Below are 21,786 nucleotides of genomic sequence, written 5' to 3'. Positions count from 1 at the left end.
TTAAACTTCCTTTCTAAAACCCAACTTAATCATTTCATGCTAAGTTACTGTTTTATCAGAAGTTTTAATCTTCATCACCGCCGATGGATGTGCATTCTACAGCATTTCAGATGCCTTGCAACACCTTTTTTAAATAAATCTTACCGCATGTCTAATTTTTAGCCTTTTATGAAGTTTTTATTCATTTATTATACAATTTTGCTTAAATTACGCCTATTCCTAGTAATACAGTTTATTATTCCGGGTTAAACAACGCCACTATACTCAGAACAAGGCTTTGGGGTTTCCTTATGCATCGCTCTATTTATTTATCTTTATGCTTATTTTCTTTGGCCTCTAGCCCATTAATTTTTGCTGAAGACACTACTCAGGCTGAACAGACTGAAATAGAAACTGAATCTTCTACTACTACTGATACGGTTCCACTCAGAGAAAAAATATCTTCCAAGGTGAGTCACCTGCAAACCCAGCTAAAAGTCGATGCTAGTGCTGCACAGGCTGAAGAAGTTAAAGATCCTTTTCAAGGCTGGAATAGAAAGGTGTATCAATTTAATGATACAATTGATCAGGCAGTCATTCGCCCCATTGCGGTTCAGTATCAGGAAAAGGTTCCTCAAGATGTGCGTGGCAGCTACACCCAGTTTCGTAGCAATTTGGGTGAACCATGGAATGCGGTAAACCAGTTGATTCAGGGCCGTCCTGCTCGTGCCGCAAAGTCTTTGGGCCGTTTTACCATTAATACCTTAACTACTTTAGGTCTGGCAGATCCTGCCCGTCGTCTGGGATTGGATCATGAAGATGAAAAGTTTGGGATCACACTAGGTTATTATGGTGTACCTTCTGGCCCTTATGTGATGTTACCGTTCCTGGGCCCAAGTTCTGTGCGTGATACTTTCGGTATGGCAGTCGATAGCCAGACCCGTCCACAGAAATATATTCTTGAAGATGATGAAGGCTTGTATTGGGGTGATCAATTCTGGCGTGCAATTGATAATCGTGCAGAATTACTTGATATTGAAGGTGTGTTAACAGGTGATCGTTATGCACAAATTCGCGATATTTATTTGCAGCGCACCAATTATATGATCGCCCAGAAAAAAGGTCTGGAACAGGAATCTTTATTCCTTGAAGATGACTTCGATGATGAAAATCTTGAAGATGAATCTTTCGATGAAAATGAGACTGAATCTTCTAGTGATGACCTTTGAAACCTAAGCTCAATGATGATTTGCTAGCGGAAACTGTTCGCTAGCAATCATTTGCTTGTTATAGTACATCTTATAACTCATTCCAGGATCGAACTACCTGTCTATGTATTTCATTCAACCTACCCGTGATATTCCTTATTTAGATCAGGTGCTTGAGAAGCTTCCGCACGTTCAAGTAATCAAGCTGGAAGATCACGAGTTGTACGATGCAACGATTATTGCTATTGCAGATGTACATGATTATCTGAAATATAAGTGGAACCTTCCGACTGTAGTATTAGCGCTGGAAAATGAAGGAACAGCCTTGGCACAAGCTTGGGAACAAGGTGCTTTGGCAGGCTGGATCTGGGATAAACTGCCTGAACAACCCGATATCGCATTACAAAAAATTGATGCGCAATATAAGCGTAATCAAGATAGTCGTGATCTTCCTTCAGCGGCAGAGCTACAAAAACGTTTGCTACCGAATGAAATTGAATTAACCAATTATGCGGTTGAAACCTATTTTCAGCCTTCTGCTTATCTATCTGGCGATTGGTACGATTACTGGAAAATCAGCGATAAAGAAGTCATTTTCTATCTTGCGGATGTTTCTGGTCATGGCGTTACCAGCAGTTTATTAACGTCCTGGATGGCGGCTTTTCATGGTCGCTCCAAAACGCCTCGTGAGCTAATCAAGAAACTAAACGGGATGCTGGTTCAGGAAAATATCGAAAAGCATATCACCATGATTGCCGGAATCCTGAACCTGGAAACCCATGTCTTGAAATGGTCCAGTGCTGGTCACTACCCTCCTCCGATTATCTTTGAACCGAATCAGGAACCAAAAATCCTGTCATCCAGCAGCTTTCCTCTTGGCCTGACCGAAGACCTCGAAGTAGAAGAAAATGAATATATCCTCAGCCGCAATGCACGATTTATTATCTGTTCAGATGGAGCATTGGAGCCGTTTAACGGCGGTCTGAATGAACAATTTTCCGAATTATTGCATCACTTACAGAACGAATCCTTCGAAGCACCCGAACATGTTGCCGACGATATTGCCATTCTCAGCTTTATAAGAGTGAAATAGCAGTATAATCACAAGCTTTATAAGCACTTAATTTGATTGCGACTTTCAGCTACTTGAGTATCCATAGACCCTATGGGATAATTTAATATCCTTCTCTGCAAATGGCATTTATATGTCAACAGGTCATGTTGAATATGCAAGCTTGAATGGAACGCATATTTTTAAGCTTATCGGCGAAGTGCGGGCCCAATCTTGTATTAGTCTAGACAAATTACTGAACAAACTTGAACAGCAGGACAACGTTGTTGGCGCAATTGTTGATCTGACTGAAACCAGCTTTATTGACAGCACTGTACTGGGTGTCCTGGCAAAATTAGGACTTAAACTTAAGCAGCTCCATAAGATCCAGGCGGTGATGTTGTCGACTAACTCTGATATCACGACTCTGGCCAACAGTATGGGCTTGGGGCAGGTTTTTGTCATTTTGGATTATTGCGGTGATTCAAATGTATGTACGCGTAAACTGATGGAAGAACATGTGACGCATCAAGCGATGCTGAAAACTGTTCTGGATGCACACAAGACTTTAATGCGATTAAATCAGAGCAATCAGAATATGTTTGAGCCCTTGGTCAAACAGTTGCAAAAAGAACAAGATAATCTAGATCAAGTTTCTGAACAAAAGGTATGAACACACAATAAGGAATCCCTATGACTTTACTTTCTGTTGCACAAATGAATTCCCAGAATGAAATTGAGCAAAATTTCATGACTATCGAATCATTAATTCAACAAAGTAAAGCAAAAGGCGCTGAACTTATTGTCTTTCCTGAAAATTTCGTCTGTTTTGCTGCTGGTAAGCAGCGCGAAACTGCTGCTCAGTTCGAGAGCATTCAACAACGTCTAGAACAGTTGGCTCATCAATATCAAATCTGGATTATTGCGGGGACATTACCCTGTCCTTATCGTCCTGATGGTTCGATTATTGAAGATGGCCGAGTTCGTACCGTTAGCTTGTGTATTAGCCCAGAAAAAACTGAAGCCCGCTATGACAAGATTCACCTCTTTGATGTACAGGTCGGTGATGCTGTGGGTGGCTATCAGGAATCCCAATTTTTTGAACCAGGTACCGATGTTGTTGTTGCGAAAACACCTTTTGGCAATATCGGTATGATGGTCTGCTATGACCTGCGTTTCCCTGAACTCGCGCTTCATTTACGTGGCCAAGGCGCGAATATTTTAACTGCGCCATCTGCCTTTACTTACACCACTGGCCAAATGCACTGGCAATTATTATTGCAAGCACGTGCAATGGATACCCAATGCACAGTTCTCGGTGCTGCTCAACAGGGTTGGCATGGTGAAAAACGTCAAACTTGGGGACATGCCGCTGCCGCAAATAGCCGTGGTCAACTTCTCGATATGGTGCATGCGGAAGGCGCACAGATTTTTACGGTTGATTTTGATTTGACTGAGCAGGCCAAAGTGCGTGAGTCTATGCCACTCATGCAGCATCACAAGCTATTACAATTTTCTTAAGTCAGACTTTTTACCGTATTCTCATTCGCTTGCATAAATTAACAAAATCCCTGCTTATTCTTCCCTAGAAATTATGGAGCATAGAAGTTCCATAAAAGAACAAGCAGGAAATACTCTCATGTCATTAGAAAAAGCAGTATATACCGCACGTGCCAAAGCTACAGGCGGTCGAGATGGCCGTGCAACCTCTGACGATCAGATTCTGGATGTAAAACTGGCAGTGCCTAAGGAAATGGGTGGCCCAGGTGGCGGGACCAATCCTGAACAATTGTTCGCTGCAGGTTATTCAGCCTGTTTTTTAGGTGCCATGAAGTTTGTTGCCAACCGGGATAAAATCAATATTAGCAAAGATGCCTATATTGAGGGTGAAGTTGGCATTGGTCCGATTCCTACCGGTTTTGGTATTGAAGTGACTTTAAATGTTCATTTAGAAGGCATGGAACAGGAAGAAGCTCAAAAGCTGGTCGATGCCGCACACATCGTTTGTCCTTATTCAAATGCAACCCGTAACAATATTGATGTCACGTTAAATGTCATCACCTAAGTCTACATAAGCATTCCACTCTCTATCCTGAAAAATCAGAAGGCATTTCAGGATAGAGCTGATTATTCTTTTAAAATTTTAATCAAAATTACTGTGTGCTATTTAATAAAAAAAATGATCATTTGAGATATTTACTTAAGAAAACTGCGCCTTTCTAGCACAACGAATAAATTTACTCTGCCGCCTCATTGGTTACACGCAGAACTTCTTCAATCGTGGTTTTACCAGCCAGCACTTTACGTAAACCATCATCGCGAATTGAACCTGATTGCTGACGTGCATAGGTTTCCAGCTCATATTCAGCCGCATTGCCATGAATCAGACGGCGCATATGCTCATCGACCGGTACAATTTCATAAATGGCAGTACGTCCACTAAAGCCGGTATTCCCACAGCGTTCACAACCGTGCGGTTGAGGTAATCTCAACTCCTGTGGATGCTCAATATGTTCAAACAGATTCTTTTCAAATGCATCTGCATCCTTCCAGGTCGCACAATGTGGACATAAGGTACGCACCAGACGCTGAGCAACTACGCCAATTAGAGAGCTGGATAGTAAGAATGGCTCAATTCCCATGTCTTTTAAACGCGTCACTGCACCAATCGCAGTATTGGTATGTAGTGTTGATAATACCAGGTGGCCTGTCAATGATGCCTGAACTGCAATCTCTGCGGTTTCCAGATCACGAATCTCACCGACCATCACTACATCTGGATCCTGACGTAACATGGCTTTTAAGGCACGGGCAAAGGTCATATCGACTTTGGTATTTACCTGAGTCTGACCAATCCCTTCTAACTGATATTCCACTGGATCTTCAGCTGTCAGAATATTTTTGGAACCATCATTCAGATCAGAGAGTGCTGCATATAGGGTAGTGGTCTTACCCGAACCTGTAGGTCCAGTCACCAGAATAATGCCATGAGGGCGATGCACCAAGGTCTTGAGTCGATCATAATCATTATTCATCAAGCCCAGATGAGTCATATTCAGACGGCCAGCCTGTTTGTCCAGCAAACGCATCACCACCCGCTCCCCATAAGAGGATGGCAAGGTCGAAACACGGACATCGACTTCACGACCTGCCAGACGCAAGGAAATACGGCCATCCTGAGGAATCCGTTTTTCCGCAATATCCAGCTTGGCCATGACCTTGATCCGTGATACCAGTAATGGTGCCAGTTCACGACGTGGCTGCACAATTTCACGCAACTGCCCATCGACACGCAAACGTACGGAAAGTCGTTTTTCAAAAGATTCCACATGAATATCTGAAGCTCCAACCCGGATTGCTTCAGACAACAAGGCATTGATCAGACGGACAATAGGCGCATCATCCTCCTGATCCATCAGATCTTCGGCTTCAGGGACCGAATCAGCAAGGCTTAATAAATCCGGGTGATCTTCCAGACCAGCCGCGACCTGCTGTGACTCACCACTATCGCCGGCAAAACTGGAACTGAGTAACTGATTGAATTCTTGTTCTGTACAATGTTGATACTGGGCCGGATGACCCAGCAAACGGCGTGCTTCCTGCAATGCAAGCATAGACGTATTGTCACGGCGGACAATAAAAGCCTGATCTCCCTCATAACGTAACAGCACACCATGACGTTTCGCAAAGCTATACGGGATTTGTAATTGTTTCAGTACTTGCATCGCAGATTATAATAATGATGAAAAAATTTAAATTGAGTGTACTCTAAGCATATGACAGCGTGAAGTATGTTTTCAAAGATTTAGCAAGAAAGGATGCCAACATTGCCGCAAGATCAAGAGGAATTAAACCTGCAGTCTCCCAGAATTCAATGGTGGGGAGAACAAAGTTTTGAAATTAACGAGTCCAAGGCCTGGCAATTTGGCTCTCTGCTGTTTCGTTTGACCCGAGGCTTGCAAGAATGGCGACTGGAATATTATCGTCCGACGGTGCAGTACGATTATGAACAGCAATGGCATCAGATTAATGATCCACTGTTTGCATTTCCGAAACCGGTGAAAATTGAACGCTATATGTTCAAATCTACCCAAAGCAAGTTACAGCTTATGCCGCGTCTGGCGAATCGCTCCGTAGTAATTAAACCGGTTGATCCGATTTATATTCCGGCTGGACAACGTGGAACCCTCTATATCAGCACCCCGCTATGGATTGCCGGTTTTGTCGAAGGTCAACGTGAACCGATTTTTGATCTTCCAGTGATTTTACCGAAAGACACCTGGTTTGGACCCAATCATCGTTCCGGTGAAATTTGCTATGCTACCGCAGTTGACGGAAGAACCGAGCTCCAACAATTACGTCCTCGTGCATTCCGTGCTGTGACCCCGATTGAATTTCATAATACTAGTCAGCAGCAACTGCGTTTCGATCGAATGAATGTTCCAGTACCTGCATTGCCTCTCTTTTATAGTGCCAGCACTGAACGTTTATGGACCTCGCAGATTAAGGTTCTGCATGAAGGTCTGGATCGCCCCCCCCGGATCCGGGTGGAAAACCGTACCCCGCCCAATGCGGGTGAAGTGGATTATTTACACCCACCGCGTGATCCAGCGGGAAATTTATTTAATATGTTTGATTCATTTTTCTAAGAGCGTGTGATGCCAAATTCGAATATTCCAACCGAAGTCACCAACAGTCTCAAGGGAGTATTTACCAATATTAATACGGATCGTCTGACTGAAATTGTCGTCGCGGTTGTGCTGTGTTTTATTGGTTTCCTGATCGCACGTTTTTTTTCGAATGCTTTTATCCGCACTATTGGTATACGCTTTAATGCGCATCAGCAAATGGTCTGGCGCCGCGGGATTTTCTACTTTATTTTCCTGTTGTTTGTGATGGCGAGTTTGAAGGAAGCCGGCTTTAAGCTCAGTGTTTTCCTCGGTGCAGCGGGTATTTTAACTGTGGCTTTGGGTTTCGCTTCTCAAACCTCTGCATCCAACCTGATCAGCGGTATCTTCCTGATTGGTGAAGGATCTTTTGAGGTCGGTGATACCATTCAGATTACACTGATTCGTGGACATACCGTTGAAGGTGAAGTGATTTCGATTGATCTGCTCTCGGTTAAACTGCTTACCCAAGATAATATCTATATACGTTTGCCGAACGAACAACTGATCCGGGCTCCGGTACACAACCTGTCCAAGTTTCCAATCCGGCGTATTCCGATTACCTTGGCTATTAATTTCCATGAAGACATCATCAAGGTGCGTGAAGTACTGCTTGATGTTGCCAATAAATATCCGCTGGTTCTGGCCGATCCAAAGCCTGCAGTCACAGTCACCGCCTTCCGTGAATCTTCGATTGAACTTTTGTTTGCGATTTGGTGTCAGCAGGAAAATTATCTGAAAGTCCGTGATGAAATGCAGGAACGGATTCGAAATGGCTTTCTCGATAACCAGATTGAAATTCCGGTACCAAAAATGGGCTTTGTTGATCATCCACTGGCTCGCCCACTGGAAAATGAAGACGTTGATCAATATGCCAATGAGAAGGAGCTGAAGAGAGAACCGGATTTAAAATAACTTTTTCTAAATCCCTCCTCACCTCCCTTTACTAAGGGAGGAACTGTCATAAAAAGCCTGTCTTTCTTTTACATATCGCTTAAAGCAGTGCTTTAAGCTCGTTCAGGGTTTGGGGAGATTAAATTAACGCTCAAATCGAGTAATTTAGATTCAAACCCTTTTCTCCCCATCCGGCATTGGTGCTATATACGCAATCAGTAGCATGACCCCACCGGCCAGCAAGAATGAAATCACACGTGTCAGTGTACCGGTATGAGATAAGTCGAATAACACCAGCTTCAAGCTGACGATCACCAGAATACTGCCTCCTAAAATCCACATCGGTTTAAGCCTTTTTAGCGTAGCCGTCCACATGGTTGCCCAAGCCAGCAATACCCAAAGAATCGTCAAGCTTAGCTGCACCGTAGCATTGCTCCACAATTCCAGACTATTAAATGGTGTTTGCAGATAGATATGTAGAGCCCGTAATACAATATAGCTCGACAGCCATAACAGGCTTAGCACCATCAGTACCGACATCATACCGCGATCGTGTCCTGCCCGAATCTGCTGCAACAGCATCCATAGGAAACTGGCAAGCATGGCCAGACTAATCAGATCAAATGGATTGAATAGAGGCAGCCAGTAATATTGGAAAGCTTGCTGGTTAAACAGCTGTGAGCATATTAACCAAGCTCCCATTAATACCAAGCAGTTTTTACTTTGCCAGAGTAAACGCCACTCTGAATTTTCTTTTTGTCGGTAACACCAGAACCAGAATACCAGAGGCAGAATTACCATACTGAGATAAGGCATGCTCGGTATTAGGCATAAACTGGCTAAAGCCAGGCTGGCAAAAATACCAAAGCTCATCCACTCTTTGGATAAATCAATCCCTTTCACCGGTCTTAACCATAAAGCAGCCAGCAATAATGATGAAAGTGCAAAGATTCCACGCTCCAAAGCACTTGGCCAGACCAGAATCCCATTTTCGCTATGATCAACAGCCAGCAGAATCGCAATGATCACCAATGGCGTAAGACTGCTCCATTTTGGCAATAACCAGCACCATTCCTGATGCTTGCGTTGTATGATTTCACTTAGAACCGTATGACCCAGTGCAAGACTGAATAAACTATAAATATAGGCCTGCTCATAAGCAAATTCATCTTCAAGCAAGGCAAACAACATCAAAATTCCAGTAAAACTGAGAATACTCAGAAAACTGATACTTAAACTATTCAGCTGCTGGCGATATTTGGCTTTAAGCTGACTCAGGAAGACGACGGCGACATAACAGAAGCTGAGAATCCAGAAAATTTCCCGCGGTGTGGGATTAAGCTCAATCAGATAGTAAACACTACTGAAGCCTGCCATGATCAGCAGTCCCATACTCAGATAATGCGCAACCCGAATATTCTTTTCCAATGCCCAGAGATAAATCAGTACTCCTTCAACCGCCCAACCGACTACGCTCCACTGCTCTGTCAATAAAATGGGGGGAACCAAAGCCAGAAAGATCAGCATCAGGCTGAGATAACTTTGGGAAATGACCTGAATACTCTCTCGACGGCGAACTAAGGTCCAGCAGACTGCAAATATCCCGGCAAATAACAGACTAAATCCGGCTTGCCAAAGCTTTTGATCAGGCTGATTGAAATGAATCAGATACAGGAAAATATAGGCGGTAATCGGTGCAGCGAAAATCAGGGCAAGATCCAGAACCGGTTTTAAACGAAAACGCGAAAGATCCTGCCGAGCCAGTAACTGGCTAAAACGAAAGCCCAGCCAGATGAATACCGCACTATGTGCCAGAATCAGAGTCGTCATCGTATAACGTTCGTATGTATGACCATGAATCAGGCTATACATTCCACCTACTATGACTGTGACCAGAAAAGCAATCTGGTTCAGAATTTTCCAGGGCCGTAAACTGCTGAGTAATAGCACGCCGATATTAATCAGCAGATAATAACTGATGAACTCAACCGCAGAAGCATCTCGGGTCGGTAAGGTAAACGGCGCCAGATAGGCAATGAATAAGGCCATGACTGCCAGCTCAATACTTTCCTGTTTCAAGCTTAAGTACAGCGTAATTGCCAAAATGACCAAGAACACCAGAGCTGCCAGTGGCAACGTGGCAATCACCAGATTGTAATAGGCAAAGAACAAGGTCAGAAATAGTGCCCCTAATCCCAAGCCTTCCAGTGCCAGACCGAAACTGCGGTTTTTAGCGATCAGGGTATAACCCAATCCGGTCACGACAACAGCAGATAAAGCGACCAGTCCTAATTTTACCGCCAAGCTCAGCTGCCAGTGCTCTGTTGCAAAACGAAGTAATAAAATGATTCCGATCACCAAAATGGCGATCGCAGCTTTAAGAACCGGATTTCCTCGAAAAATCCACTGCTGGATCTGATCCAGCAATTGTGATTGATCTGGACTAGCTTGAGCAGCAATAGGTAAAGGAATATCTGGTTGAGTGATTTCTGGATGTGTCTGATCTGCTGACCGGTAACGAGATTGCAACTGGATAATATTACGTTCCAAACGTTGTAGCCAGCGTAATAGAAAGAAAATCCAGGCGGTAATACCAATGCCCATGAGCCAGTTAAGCTCAGTCACGCCTCCGACAATGGCGATAATAGAAGAAATATATAGCGGTATTTTAGAATTGGCTGACATAATCACCTGCGTCGGTGCTGTCAGATCCCGCATGGGCGCTTCAATGGCACTAATATATTGCATCACGCTGATCAGGAAACCCAGACCAGTGAGATAAGTCACGATCTGCAATTCCAGATACCATGCACTTATCCCTACAATCACCAGACTAATTAGCCAGATCATACGCAATTCATTTTGCCCTGCCGTCATTCTTCTCGTTCTCGTTCCTTAACCATGTCATCATACAACAGCTTGTACTGCTTATTTCATCTTCACCCGATATTCGCTAAGCTGTAGAAACCGACTTGCCCCTGCGAGTGCAGTAAAAATCACGTACAATAAAACTGTTTTTTGAATAAGGAATTGATTACATGCCACCATTTGTCTTGGTCGATGGCTCTTACTTTTTATTTCGTGCCTTTCATGCACTACCACCATTAACCACGTCAACCGGTCTGCACACCAATGCAATTCGTGGTGCAATTTCTGCTATTCAAAAACTGATGCGCCGTACCCAGCCAACCCATATGGCGGTGATTTTCGACACGCCTGAACCGACTTTCCGTCACGAGCTATCACCTATTTATAAAGGTGACCGTCCGAGCATGCCGGAAGAACTGTCACAGCAAATTCCATACTTACATGCCTTGATTCGCGCATTAGGCATTCCCCTGCATATGCTGCCAGGTGCGGAAGCCGATGACATTATTGGTACACTGGCTAAACGTGCTGAAGCTTTAGGTCATCAGGTACTGATTTCAACTGGTGATAAAGACATGGCACAGCTGGTGACTGATAAAGTGACCCTGGAAGACAGTTTCAAAGAAAAACCAATGGATGTTGATGGGGTTTTTGAAAAGTTTGGCGTATGGCCAAACCAGATCATTGACTATCTGACCCTGATGGGTGATGCCTCAGATGGTATTATGGGTGTGCCTGGGATTGGGGCAAAAACTGCAGCCAAATTACTCAATGAATATGGCTCGATTGGTGGCATTCTGGAAAATGTCGACAAGATCAAAGGTAAAGTGGGTCAGAATATTAAAGACAATACCGATGGCATTGCATTGGATCATCAATTGGCCAGCATCATTTGCGATCTGGATTTAAGCTTCACTTATGATGACCTGAAACTTCAGGACCCAAATGTAGAAGCTTTACGTAATCTTTATACTGAACTGGAATTCCGTAACCAGCTGCAATCACTGGACCATCCGAATAATCCAAACAATCGTAACTATAAACAGGCTACCCAATCGATTACTGCTAAAGCAGCACCTGAACCTCAGGAAGCCAATGACCAGCAGGCAACACTAAGCAGTGATAACGATCATCTCGGAAAAGCGACGTATCATACTGTGTTGACTCAGGAAGATTGGGACAAGCTGTTTGAACGTTTAAATACTGAAAAACGCTTTGCTTTTGATACTGAAACCACCAGCCTGGATTATCGTATTGCACAGATTGTTGGTTTTTCGGTGGCTTTTGATGCAGAGGATGCCTATTACGTACCGCTAGCACATGATTATGAAGGTGCTCCAGAACAGCTAAATCGTGAAGAAATTCTGGCTCAGATCAAACCGATTTTAGAAGATGAAGCGATTCAGAAAATTGGCCACCATCTGAAATATGATGCGCATGTTCTGGAAAATCACGGCATTCATCTGGCGGGCTGGTATTTTGATACCATGTTGGCTTCTTATGTGCTGAACTCGGTTGCCACCCGCCATGGCATGGACGATGTTGCTCGTCTGTACTTAAGCCACTTAACCACCACTTATGAGCAGGTGGCAGGCAAAGGCGCCAAACAAAAAACTTTCAATAAAATCGAGATCGAAACTGCAGCACACTATGCTGCAGAAGATGCGCATGTGACCTATCGTCTGTTTGAAGTACTCAGCAAAAAGCTGCAGACTTATCCTGAACTGGTCAATATTCTGCATAATATTGAAATGCCAGTAGCCCGTGTGCTGACCAGTATGGAAGAAAATGGCATCCGACTGGATCTGGCTTTCTTGGATCAACTCGGTTGTGAGTTCGCTCAAACCATGCAGAATCTGGAAAATCAGATCACTGAAATAGCCGGTGAAGCGTTTAATGTCAGCTCTCCGAAACAGGTCGGTGAAGTTCTGTTTGATAAACTAGGCCTAAAAGGTGGCAAAAAGACCTCTACCGGTCAGTACAGCACCAGTGAGAGTGTGCTGGAAAAACTGGAACACCCGATTGCTGAACTGATTCTGGAATATCGGGGTCTGTCTAAACTGAAAAGTACCTATACCGATGGTCTATGCAAGCAGGCCAATAATGAGACCCATCGTGTGCATACCAGTTATCATCAGGCACTGACTGCAACCGGCCGTTTATCATCAACCGATCCAAACTTGCAGAACATTCCCATTCGTGCGGAAATCGGACGTCAGATTCGTAAGGCCTTTATTGCGCCTGAAGGCCGTGTCTTACTCGCAGCCGATTATTCACAGATTGAATTGCGTCTGATGGCACATTTATCTCAGGATGATGCACTAGTAGATGCCTTTAACCATGGACAGGACGTGCACCGCCGTACCGCAGCTGAAGTTCTCGGTATCCCGCTTGAAGAAGTGACCAATGATCAGCGTCGTCAGGCTAAAGCCGTGAACTTCGGTCTGCTCTATGGCATGTCTGAATTTGGCCTGACTCGTCAGTTAGGTTTTACTCGTCAGGAATCCCAGGAATATATCAAACAGTATTTCCGTCGTTATCCAGGGATTTATGAATATATGCAGCGTACCCGTCAGGTGGCATTGGAACAAGGCTTCGTTGAAACCATTCTAGGCCGCCGTTTATACACACCTGATATCGATGCCCGTAACATGATGGTCCGCAAAGCTGCTGAACGTGCTGCGATTAATGCACCATTACAAGGTTCGGCTGCAGACATCATTAAAATGGCGATGATTGAGGTTGATAAAATGCTACCTAAAGATCAGGCCAAAATGCTGCTACAAGTCCACGATGAATTGGTATTTGAAGTCGATGAAGCGATTGCAGATGAACTGGCTCCTCAATTGGCCGAAGTGATGCAATCTGTGATTGAAATCTCTGTGCCTTTGGTCGTGGAAGTCGGTAAAGGCATGAACTGGGATGAAGCGCATTAATACTAAAGCTCCTTCCTCCTTTTAGGAGAAAGGTTGGGATGGAGGTTATTTGAATTTATAGACCTTACCCTAACCCTTTCCTACAAGGAGAGGGAATTTTCTTGAAATAAAAAAGGACGCTTAGGCGTCCTTTTTCTTTGGGATCTGATTAAAGACCGGTTAGCAATACAATTGCCACCTGATTCATGATCATTTCAATTACGATCAATGCCAAAATTGCCAGAATTGGAGACAGGTCGATCATCCCCATATTCGGCATGATACGGCGGAACGGTGCCAATAATGGTTCTGCAAGTTCCTGAACCACTTCAATATAAGGTGAACGGGATTGGGTAAACATCACCACCCAGCTCAAAATAATCGTTGCAAAAATCAGGTAACGACAGAAGCGAATCAAATCCTGCATCATGGTAACGAAGGTTAGAATAAGCAAATGGATTGGACCATTTGGCATTCCCCCAGACAAATACATGATGCCAAAAATTTTCAGCAAATACAGCACGACCAAAAGTGCCAGTGCAGCAGTATTCACCCGGCCTTTACCTGCAGTTGGGAAAATACGCCCGAACACATCTACAATTTTAGTCGCTTTGACAGTAGATAGAACGACAGGATTATAAGGACTCACCGCGGCCAATTGCATTAAAAAGCGGAAGAATACGAGCAAAATCGCGACGTTAATGATAATGCCAAAAATTAGCGCAGAATTTGCACCCATACTTGAACGTTCCTAAAAATTAAACTGAAGATTATTTGCTATTGTCACTGAGCTCTTGGGCCAGTTCCTGACTACGTTTTTGCGCAGCAGCAAGCGCTGCCTGAATATTCTGAGAAATTTGCGCGCGATCAAATACTTCCAATGCCGCTTGAGTTGTACCATTCGGAGATGTGACATTCTTACGCAGCTCTGCTGGTGTATTAGAACTGGTGATCGCCATTTGCGCTGCCCCCAAAGCAGTTTGCAACGTCAATGCAGTAGCTACTTTTTCATCCAGACCTAAATTCTTGCCTGCACGAATCATGCTTTCCATCATATAGAAGAAATAAGCAGGACCTGAACCGGACACAGCAGTTACGGCATCAATCTGAGCTTCTGAGTTTACCCAAATTGTCAGGCCGGTAGAAGCCAAAACCTGACTCGCCAGCTCACGGTCATCATTACCCACTTCAGCATTGGCAAATAAACCATGTGCACCAGTCTGTACCAATGCGGGTGTATTTGGCATTACACGGACAATACGGTCAGTACTCAATAGCGCAGATAGTGTTGCAATCTCGGCACCCGCAACAATTGAAATCACCAGCTTGCCATCAAGTAAACCTTGAAGTGGTTTTAACACACCAGCTAAAACCTGTGGTTTGACTGCAAACAGGACGATATCCGCATCTTTAATAGCAGCAATATTATCATCGGTGACATTGACTTCTTTTTCTGCAAGAAGTGAGCGTACTTTCTCAACCGGATCAGAAACTGTAATACGCGTTGCTGGCAACCCCTGCGAAATTAGCCCGCCAATCAGAGCTTGAGCCATATTACCGCCACCAATAAAACTAATATTACAATTTAAAGCTGCACTCATGTTTAATGCTCGTCGTTGAATTCTAAAGTTGAAGAAACCGAAATGGGTAGCCACCCCCCTGCCTCACAATATGCAGATTGAGCTAACCAAAATCCTTTAGGTGTAAACACGCCTAGCATAACATTATCTGTGCTTAATATTTGAATAGTATGCCGAGTCCAGGGAAATATTTGCGCTTCCTGAATGGCTTTTTTGAGCGGCCAGTGCCCCATCCGGCCATAGAGATGAATTTTTTCACCCCCCTTCCGTTGACGTAAATACAAGGGTTGTCCTAATAAAGTGGGAGACAATCCTATCTCAGCCCTTTGAATCCCGAATTGACCAGAAGGAAGATGAACCTGATTTTTATTCTGTAAAATGATCTGCTGTTCAGCTAAGTTTAGCTGTTGATCAGCCAGATAAACTTCAGCTTTTAGGCGATGTAACTGCTGCTGATAACGCACGTAATAATAGCCCGACCAATGCAGCGCTGCCTGAGCATCCTGTTTCGCTTCGATTACTTCGGTCTGTACACGCTCAACCATGTCCAGAGAAGGACGATATTGTCCTTCGCCTTTCATCCAGACCGAGATTAACTGGCGCTGCCGTGCTTTGGATAAACTTGAGAATGAAGGTATATCGAGGATTTCGGCATTGCCACAGCGTTTCAGATCCTGCTCCAATACTTCTTGCAAAATGTTTTGCGCATCTTGCATCAGCTCACTGGTACGTGCCAAGGCAGACTGCATTTTCGGATAGCGATGACTTAAGACTGGCCATAGCACCTGACGTGCCCAAGCACGGTCATAATGAGTATTCTGATTGGTCGGATCTTCAATATTCTGGATGTTTAAATCTGCTGCCCATTGGCAAATCTGCTCACGGGAAATATCCAGTAGTGGCCGCCAGATAGTTAAATTTTTCCGAATATCGATCGCTTTCATCGCAGCCAGACCATCAATCCCTGCCCCAGAAAGTAAGCGTAACATTAAAGTTTCTGCCTGATCTTGCTGATGATGAGCCAAGACTAGAACTTCATTGGGCTGAAGATGTTGTAAATAAGCTTGGTAACGCGATTGGCGAGCCTGAGATTCCAGATTGCCACTGGCAACATGGACCGGCTGAATGATGCAAGGAATATTTAGTTGCTGACATTGTTGCTGGACAAAAGTGCCCCATTCATTACTGATACTTTGCAATTGATGATCAACATAGATCGCACGGATTTTTTCCAGGCACAAAAAAAACATCAGATGCAGCAACAGCATGGAATCCACGCCGCCACTACATCCGATTAGAAATTTTGTCTCTGCAGGAAAGCCCTGCAGTTGCTTTAAGATGCCAGACCTAAATTGTCGCTGCCAAACTTCATTAAACGTTGGTAACGTGCTTCGCATCGTGCTTGTGGTTCCATTGCTTGCAGTTCATTTAAAGCTTCTTTCAGGACTGCTTTCAGTTGGTACATAACTTCATCCGGATCCAGATGTGCACCTTCACCTTCATCAACGACGTATTCAACAATGCCCATCTTCTGCAATTTTTCAGCAGTTAATGCCAAAGCTTCACTGGCTTGTTCCGCTTTTTCTGAAGTTTTCCACAGAATAGACGCACAACCTTCCGGTGAAATCACTGAATAAATACTGTGAGAGAGCATCACTACACGATCTGCCACGCCAATCCCGAGTGCACCGCCTGAACCACCTTCACCCAGAACAGTGGCAATTACAGGTACTTTCAGATTAGAAAGTTGTGCCAAACTCGATGCAATCGCTTCAGCCTGACCACGCTCTTCCGCACCCACACCCGGGTATGCACCCATGGTATCAATAAAGGTGAAGACTGGCAGATTAAAACGTTCCGCCATATCGAGCAGACGCTGAGCTTTACGGTAACCTTCCGGGTTACTCATCCCAAAATTATGCTGTAATTTTTCACGGGTACTACGACCACGGTGCTGACCCACGATCATCACCGGTTGTCCATCGAAACGTGCCAGACCACCGATCATTGCGCCATCATCACCATAGAGACGGTCGCCATGCAAAGCATCAAATTCAGTGAATATTTCACCTACGTAGTCCAGAAATTGTGGACGTTCCGGATGACGAGCAATCTGTACTGTCGTCCATGCTTTTGATGGGGTAGCTTTATTTTTCATAGGTCAACCGTTTTCATCCCTATAAAGGTATTAATTAACAAATTGTTCAGATTGAACCGAGAGCTCGATCTCCCAATTTTTAAACTGCACCTGTTCATCATGCAGTTCAGCAATCAATAATGGCCATTGTTTGGCATCACCAGAAATGCTGAGCTGCCATTGTTGCGCATTCTTGACCTTAAGTTCAATGGCAGGAAGCATCTCATCACTACGACTGTGATTGACCAAAACCGCCAGACGCAACAGCAAACACAGCTGTAAAAGTTTAGTTCCACCGACTTTCATCACATCATGCTTGGCATCAGCGCGCAATTTACGGCGATGATGTGCGACCAAATGTGACAAATAATTCTGATCTACCTGCGAAAAACCGGCAATGTCAGAATGTTGCAACAAATAGGCACCGTGGCGGTGATAACCACTATGACTGATCGCTAAACCAATTTCGTGCAAATAAGCTGCACGACGAAGTAAATCACTGTCCTCGCTATATAGGCCAAGATCACCTGCTACATCATCAAACAGTTTTTGTGCAGTCTGCACTACACGTTCGGCCTGCTTGGCATCGGCATTATAACGACCAATCAAGGCATGGACTGAACGATCACGTATATCTTCATGCTTGAAACGACCCAAGAGGTCATACATCACACCTTCACGTAATGCTCCATCTGAATAGACCAGATGTGGAATATTCAGTACATCAAATACCGCATATAAAATGGCAATTCCTGCAGGCAAGACTGCACGGCGGTCATCTTTCAGACCCTCAAATTCCATGTCCGAAACATGCTTATATTTGAATAATTTGTCTTTAAGTTTTTCCAGACCTTCACGAGTGAGCTGTTCTTTATCATTGCTCCAGCCCATGTTGACACAGATCTGACGGCAAGCCTTAATCGTACCACTCGAACCAATCACCGCATCCCAACCGGCAGATTTATACGTATTGGCAATGCCTGAAATTTCTTTTCGCGCCGCAGTCACTGCCTTATCAAAGGCTTTATGGGTAATTTCACCATCAGCAAAGAATTTCTTGGTAAAAGTCACACAACCCATCTGAACTGATTCGGTATGAATGGGTTCGAATTCTTCCCCGATAATCAGTTCAGTCGACCCCCCACCGATATCTACCACCAGGCGACGACCAGTATTGGCCATGGTATGTGACACACCGAGATAAATTAGACGCGCTTCTTCACGACCAGCAATAATTTCAATCGGTTTTGGTAAAATTTCAGCCGCTTTCTGAATGAACTCATGACCATTTTTGGCTTGGCGTAATGCATTGGTTGCCACAATCCGTAAACGGTTTGGTTGTACAGAACCCAAACGTCCGACAAAACGGGCCAGACAAGCTAAACCACGTTGCTGTGCGGCTTCAGTTAAATTTTTATTTTCATCCAGTCCCGCAGCAAGCTGAACCTTTTCTGACATTGATGCGACTTTTTTCACTTCGCCATGATCCACCCGGGCAATCGCCAAATGAAAACTGTTTGATCCCATATCGATGGCTGCGAGTAATTCTTCATCAATCAAAAAATCAGACATTCTAGAAATAAACCTTTTAAGAATTGTGCTTAGAGTAATTCACAACCATGCAATTTAAAAGCCATTTGTCAGGACAATTTCGCGTAATTATTTTTTTCATTTATAGGACAATTGTATGAGGCGATGGTGACTATCGTGATCATCCATTAGACAAAACAACAATAAAGCTTGAAAATTTACAGATTCCCCTACATTGTTAAAGATGGCTATGTAATACTAATAATTATAGTTATCTTTATAAAATTAATTCTGGAGCACTCCATGTCTGGCAACATCGTAAACACTACTGACGCAAACTTCGAAGCAGACGTTCTTCAATCAGACGTTCCTGTGCTGGTTGATTTCTGGGCTGGCTGGTGTGCGCCATGTAAAGCTATTGCCCCTGTACTTGAAGTATTGGCTGATGAATATCAAGGCAAAGTGAAAATTGTCAAAGTTGATGTAACATCTTGCGAACAAACTGCTGTGAATTTCAATATCCGTAACATTCCAGCTTTATTGATGTTCAAAAATGGTGAAGTGGTAGCAACTCAAGTCGGTGCAGCACCAAAATCTAAATTGACTGCATTTATTGATCAAAATATCTAAGCACTAAATGCTCAACTAAAAATACGCGACCAAAGGTTGCGTATTTTTTTCGTCTACAAATTGACAAAAACCTGTTTCTCTCTTATATTTCAACTTCAAGAGATAAAGGATGCTAAATCCTGTCAGTTTCTTACAAGACACATTACATAACATGCCGCTCGGCAATAGAAATTGTTTTCACATTTCTCTTTGAAACAATCAAACAGACCTCTGAATTGTTCTTGTGCAAATTCAATTGCTTTCGTTTGAATGCTTATATGCGGCCGAATGTTACTCCCTTTCTAACCTATACCTTAGAACTTTGATTCTATCTGACCACCTATGAATTTAACCGAACTCAAGAAAAAACCGATTGGCGAACTCATCAAGATTGCCGAGTTTATGGGCCTTGAAGGTATGGCTCGTAACCGTAAGCAAGACATTATTTTTGCCATCTTAAAACGCCATGCGATGAATGGCGAAGAGATTTTTGGTGATGGCGTTCTAGAAATTTTGTCAGATGGTTTTGGCTTCTTACGCTCTGCAGCAGGCTCTTATTTGGCAGGTCCTGACGATATCTATGTCAGTCCATCACAAATTCGCCGCTTTAACCTGCGTACCGGTGATACCATTACGGGAACCATTCGTCCGCCTAAAGAAGGTGAGCGTTATTTTGCTTTGCTTAAAGTCAATCAGATTAACTACGATACCCCAGAAAATTCACGTAACAAGATCTTGTTCGAAAACTTAACTCCATTGTTCCCGACTGAACAGCTTGTGATGGAACTTGGTAATGGTACAACTGAAGATTTAACTGCACGTGTGGTCGATCTGGTGGCGCCCATTGGTAAAGGTCAACGTTCAATTATCGTTGCACCACCAAAAGCTGGTAAAACCATGCTATTACAGAACATCGCGCAATCGATTGTTCGTAACAACCCTGAATGCTTCCTGATTGTGCTTCTGATTGATGAACGTCCTGAAGAAGTCACCGAAATGGAACGTACTGTTCGCGGTGAAGTGGTCGCTTCTACCTTTGATGAATCCCCTGCCCGTCACGTTCAAGTGGCTGAAATGGTGATTGAAAAAGCTAAACGTCTGGTTGAACACAAGAAAGATGTGGTGATTCTGCTGGATTCGATTACCCGTCTGGCACGTGCATATAACACTGTGATTCCTTCATCAGGTAAGGTACTGACCGGTGGTGTAGATGCACATGCACTTGAGCGTCCTAAACGTTTCTTTGGTGCTGCACGTAATATCGAAGAAGGCGGTTCTCTTACAATCATTTCTACTGCACTGATTGAAACCGGCAGTAAAATGGATGAAGTGATCTACGAAGAATTCAAGGGTACAGGTAACCAGGAAATCACGCTGGATCGCCGTATTGCGGAAAAACGCGTATTCCCTGCGATGAATATCAAGAAATCCGGTACGCGTCGTGAAGAACGTTTAATGTCCGAAGACAAACTGCGTAAAGTCTGGATTCTTCGTAAACTTCTGCATACCCAAGATGAACTGGTCGCGATGGAATTCCTGCTTGACCGCATGAAAGAAACCAAAACCAATGATGATTTTTTTGATCAAATGAAACGCAAAGCATCGAACTAAAATTATCAGAAAGGTCACCATTCAAGGTGGCCTTTTTTTTATGGTTGACGTATGTTACACAATAAAACAATGTACTGAGTTATCTGTAAACTTCTTTTTAAGTTTTTGATTATTAAAGTAAACAAATAAATAACTGTATAGTTTTTATAAGCTTAATAAGCCTTTCTCCAATCTATATCTTTCAATTAATTGTTATTTTCTGTTAAAAAACCCTTAATTTTTATCGTTTTTTCGCTGTTTTTGATGCTCACCTAGTAGCAATTAAAAATGCGCAGTGATAGCATATTTGCAGACCAGTTAGACTGCTCCTGCGTTGTTAGTCCCTAACACTATTAGGAATAATAAAAGCATATTACAGCCTGACTTTGGTTTTTTTTAATCTCAATTTTTTAGAGAGTGATGCCATGTTATTCAAAAAAATCGCTATTGCTGCTGCAGTTGCTACTACTTTAGCTTTCGTTGGTTGTGCTAAAAAAGCTGACGACGCTGCTGCTGACGCTAACCAAGCTGCATCTGAAGCTGTAGAAGCTGCTTCTGAAGCTGAAGCTGCTGCTGACGCTGCTGCTGTAGAAGCTACTTCTGAAGTTGCTGCTTCTGACGCTGCTGCTGTTGCTGAAGCTGACGCTGCTGCTGCTGTTGCTACTGACGCTGCTGCTCAAGCTACTGCTGCTTCTGAAGCTACTCCAGCTGCTGCTCAATAATCTTTACGATTATTCAGTACAAAAAAAGAGAGCCTT

General features: G+C 43.6%; 18 protein-coding genes. 11 read left to right on the top strand and 7 right to left on the bottom strand.

Annotation, left to right across the window (positions count from 1 at the left end):
• Window positions 1-290 precede the first annotated feature (290 nt).
• From B3Q46_RS03665 to B3Q46_RS03645, 5 genes are all read left to right on the top strand, one after another.
• Entirely contained in the window at window positions 291-1,208 is a 918-nt protein-coding gene (locus tag B3Q46_RS03665; protein WP_286713530.1) for an MlaA family lipoprotein, read from the top strand.
• A 103-nt stretch (window positions 1,209-1,311) separates the two neighbouring features.
• Entirely contained in the window at window positions 1,312-2,280 is a 969-nt protein-coding gene (gene gigA / locus B3Q46_RS03660; RefSeq protein ID WP_286713528.1) for an RsbU family protein phosphatase GigA, read from the top strand.
• A 112-nt stretch (window positions 2,281-2,392) separates the two neighbouring features.
• The gene (gene gigB, locus B3Q46_RS03655) at window positions 2,393-2,911 is read left to right on the top strand and encodes an anti-anti-sigma factor GigB (RefSeq protein WP_004783532.1); all 519 of its coding nucleotides are present in this window, start codon (window positions 2,393-2,395) and stop codon (window positions 2,909-2,911) included.
• A 20-nt stretch (window positions 2,912-2,931) separates the two neighbouring features.
• Window positions 2,932-3,759 carry a carbon-nitrogen hydrolase family protein gene (locus tag B3Q46_RS03650; RefSeq protein WP_286713526.1) on the top strand — a complete coding sequence of 276 codons (828 nt, stop codon included), beginning with the start codon at window positions 2,932-2,934 and terminating at the stop codon, window positions 3,757-3,759.
• 118 nt (window positions 3,760-3,877) lie between these two features.
• Entirely contained in the window at window positions 3,878-4,303 is a 426-nt protein-coding gene (locus B3Q46_RS03645; RefSeq protein ID WP_159123044.1) for an organic hydroperoxide resistance protein, read from the top strand.
• Window positions 4,304-4,475: 172 nt separating this feature from the next.
• Here B3Q46_RS03645 and gspE read toward each other — a convergent pair whose 3' ends face one another.
• Entirely contained in the window at window positions 4,476-5,963 is a 1,488-nt protein-coding gene (gene gspE / locus B3Q46_RS03640; RefSeq protein WP_286713523.1) for a type II secretion system ATPase GspE, read from the bottom strand.
• A 102-nt stretch (window positions 5,964-6,065) separates the two neighbouring features.
• On the opposite strand from gspE, the gene B3Q46_RS03635 reads away from it, so the two are divergent.
• Together B3Q46_RS03635 and B3Q46_RS03630 are read left to right on the top strand one after the other, a co-directional pair.
• The gene (locus tag B3Q46_RS03635; protein WP_005233965.1) at window positions 6,066-6,887 is read left to right on the top strand and encodes a hypothetical protein; all 822 of its coding nucleotides are present in this window, start codon (window positions 6,066-6,068) and stop codon (window positions 6,885-6,887) included.
• A 9-nt stretch (window positions 6,888-6,896) separates the two neighbouring features.
• Window positions 6,897-7,820, top strand: coding sequence for a mechanosensitive ion channel family protein (locus B3Q46_RS03630; RefSeq protein WP_005233958.1), 924 nt, complete (start codon window positions 6,897-6,899; stop codon window positions 7,818-7,820).
• A gap of 150 nt (window positions 7,821-7,970) precedes the next feature.
• Here the strand turns inward: B3Q46_RS03630 and B3Q46_RS03625 are convergent, their stop codons facing one another.
• A complete protein-coding gene (locus B3Q46_RS03625; protein ID WP_286713520.1) occupies window positions 7,971-10,676 on the bottom strand; it encodes a DUF2339 domain-containing protein in 2,706 nt (901 codons plus the stop codon).
• 161 nt (window positions 10,677-10,837) lie between these two features.
• On the opposite strand from B3Q46_RS03625, the gene polA reads away from it, so the two are divergent.
• Window positions 10,838-13,603, top strand: coding sequence for a DNA polymerase I (polA, locus tag B3Q46_RS03620; RefSeq protein WP_286713518.1), 2,766 nt, complete (start codon window positions 10,838-10,840; stop codon window positions 13,601-13,603).
• A gap of 148 nt (window positions 13,604-13,751) precedes the next feature.
• Here polA and B3Q46_RS03615 read toward each other — a convergent pair whose 3' ends face one another.
• The 5 genes from B3Q46_RS03615 to ppx are packed head-to-tail and all read right to left on the bottom strand — an operon-like array spanning window position 13,752 to window position 18,871.
• Complete coding sequence (locus tag B3Q46_RS03615) at window positions 13,752-14,321, bottom strand: YggT family protein (protein ID WP_004783550.1); 570 nt, start codon at window positions 14,319-14,321, stop codon at window positions 13,752-13,754.
• 31 nt (window positions 14,322-14,352) lie between these two features.
• Entirely contained in the window at window positions 14,353-15,183 is an 831-nt protein-coding gene (gene proC / locus B3Q46_RS03610; RefSeq protein ID WP_286713515.1) for a pyrroline-5-carboxylate reductase, read from the bottom strand.
• Window positions 15,184-15,185: 2 nt separating this feature from the next.
• Window positions 15,186-16,559, bottom strand: coding sequence for a tRNA lysidine(34) synthetase TilS (tilS, locus tag B3Q46_RS03605; RefSeq protein ID WP_286713513.1), 1,374 nt, complete (start codon window positions 16,557-16,559; stop codon window positions 15,186-15,188).
• Complete coding sequence (locus B3Q46_RS03600; protein ID WP_286713511.1) at window positions 16,496-17,320, bottom strand: acetyl-CoA carboxylase carboxyltransferase subunit alpha; 825 nt, start codon at window positions 17,318-17,320, stop codon at window positions 16,496-16,498. Before B3Q46_RS03600 ends, tilS begins: the two co-directional genes overlap by 64 nt.
• A gap of 30 nt (window positions 17,321-17,350) precedes the next feature.
• Window positions 17,351-18,871 (bottom strand): exopolyphosphatase, encoded by a 1,521-nt coding sequence (gene ppx / locus B3Q46_RS03595; RefSeq protein ID WP_175966003.1) that lies wholly within the window; start codon window positions 18,869-18,871, stop codon window positions 17,351-17,353.
• A 261-nt stretch (window positions 18,872-19,132) separates the two neighbouring features.
• Here ppx and trxA point away from each other — a divergent pair, with 261 nt between their 5' ends.
• The 3 genes from trxA (at window position 19,133) to B3Q46_RS03580 (ending at window position 21,750) form a co-directional block, all read left to right on the top strand.
• Window positions 19,133-19,459, top strand: a complete 327-nt coding sequence (gene trxA, locus B3Q46_RS03590) for a thioredoxin (RefSeq protein WP_005233946.1) — start codon at window positions 19,133-19,135, stop codon at window positions 19,457-19,459.
• A gap of 321 nt (window positions 19,460-19,780) precedes the next feature.
• Window positions 19,781-21,049 carry a transcription termination factor Rho gene (rho, locus tag B3Q46_RS03585; RefSeq protein ID WP_004783562.1) on the top strand — a complete coding sequence of 423 codons (1,269 nt, stop codon included), beginning with the start codon at window positions 19,781-19,783 and terminating at the stop codon, window positions 21,047-21,049.
• Window positions 21,050-21,453: 404 nt separating this feature from the next.
• Window positions 21,454-21,750 (top strand): hypothetical protein, encoded by a 297-nt coding sequence (locus B3Q46_RS03580; protein WP_159123051.1) that lies wholly within the window; start codon window positions 21,454-21,456, stop codon window positions 21,748-21,750.
• The last annotated feature ends 36 nt before the right edge of the window (window positions 21,751-21,786 follow it).

This window comes from Acinetobacter sp. UBA2581 (assembly GCF_002339435.1).
Lineage (GTDB): Bacteria > Pseudomonadota > Gammaproteobacteria > Pseudomonadales > Moraxellaceae > Acinetobacter > Acinetobacter variabilis.
This window is presented reverse-complemented; position numbering and strand designations above follow the sequence as displayed.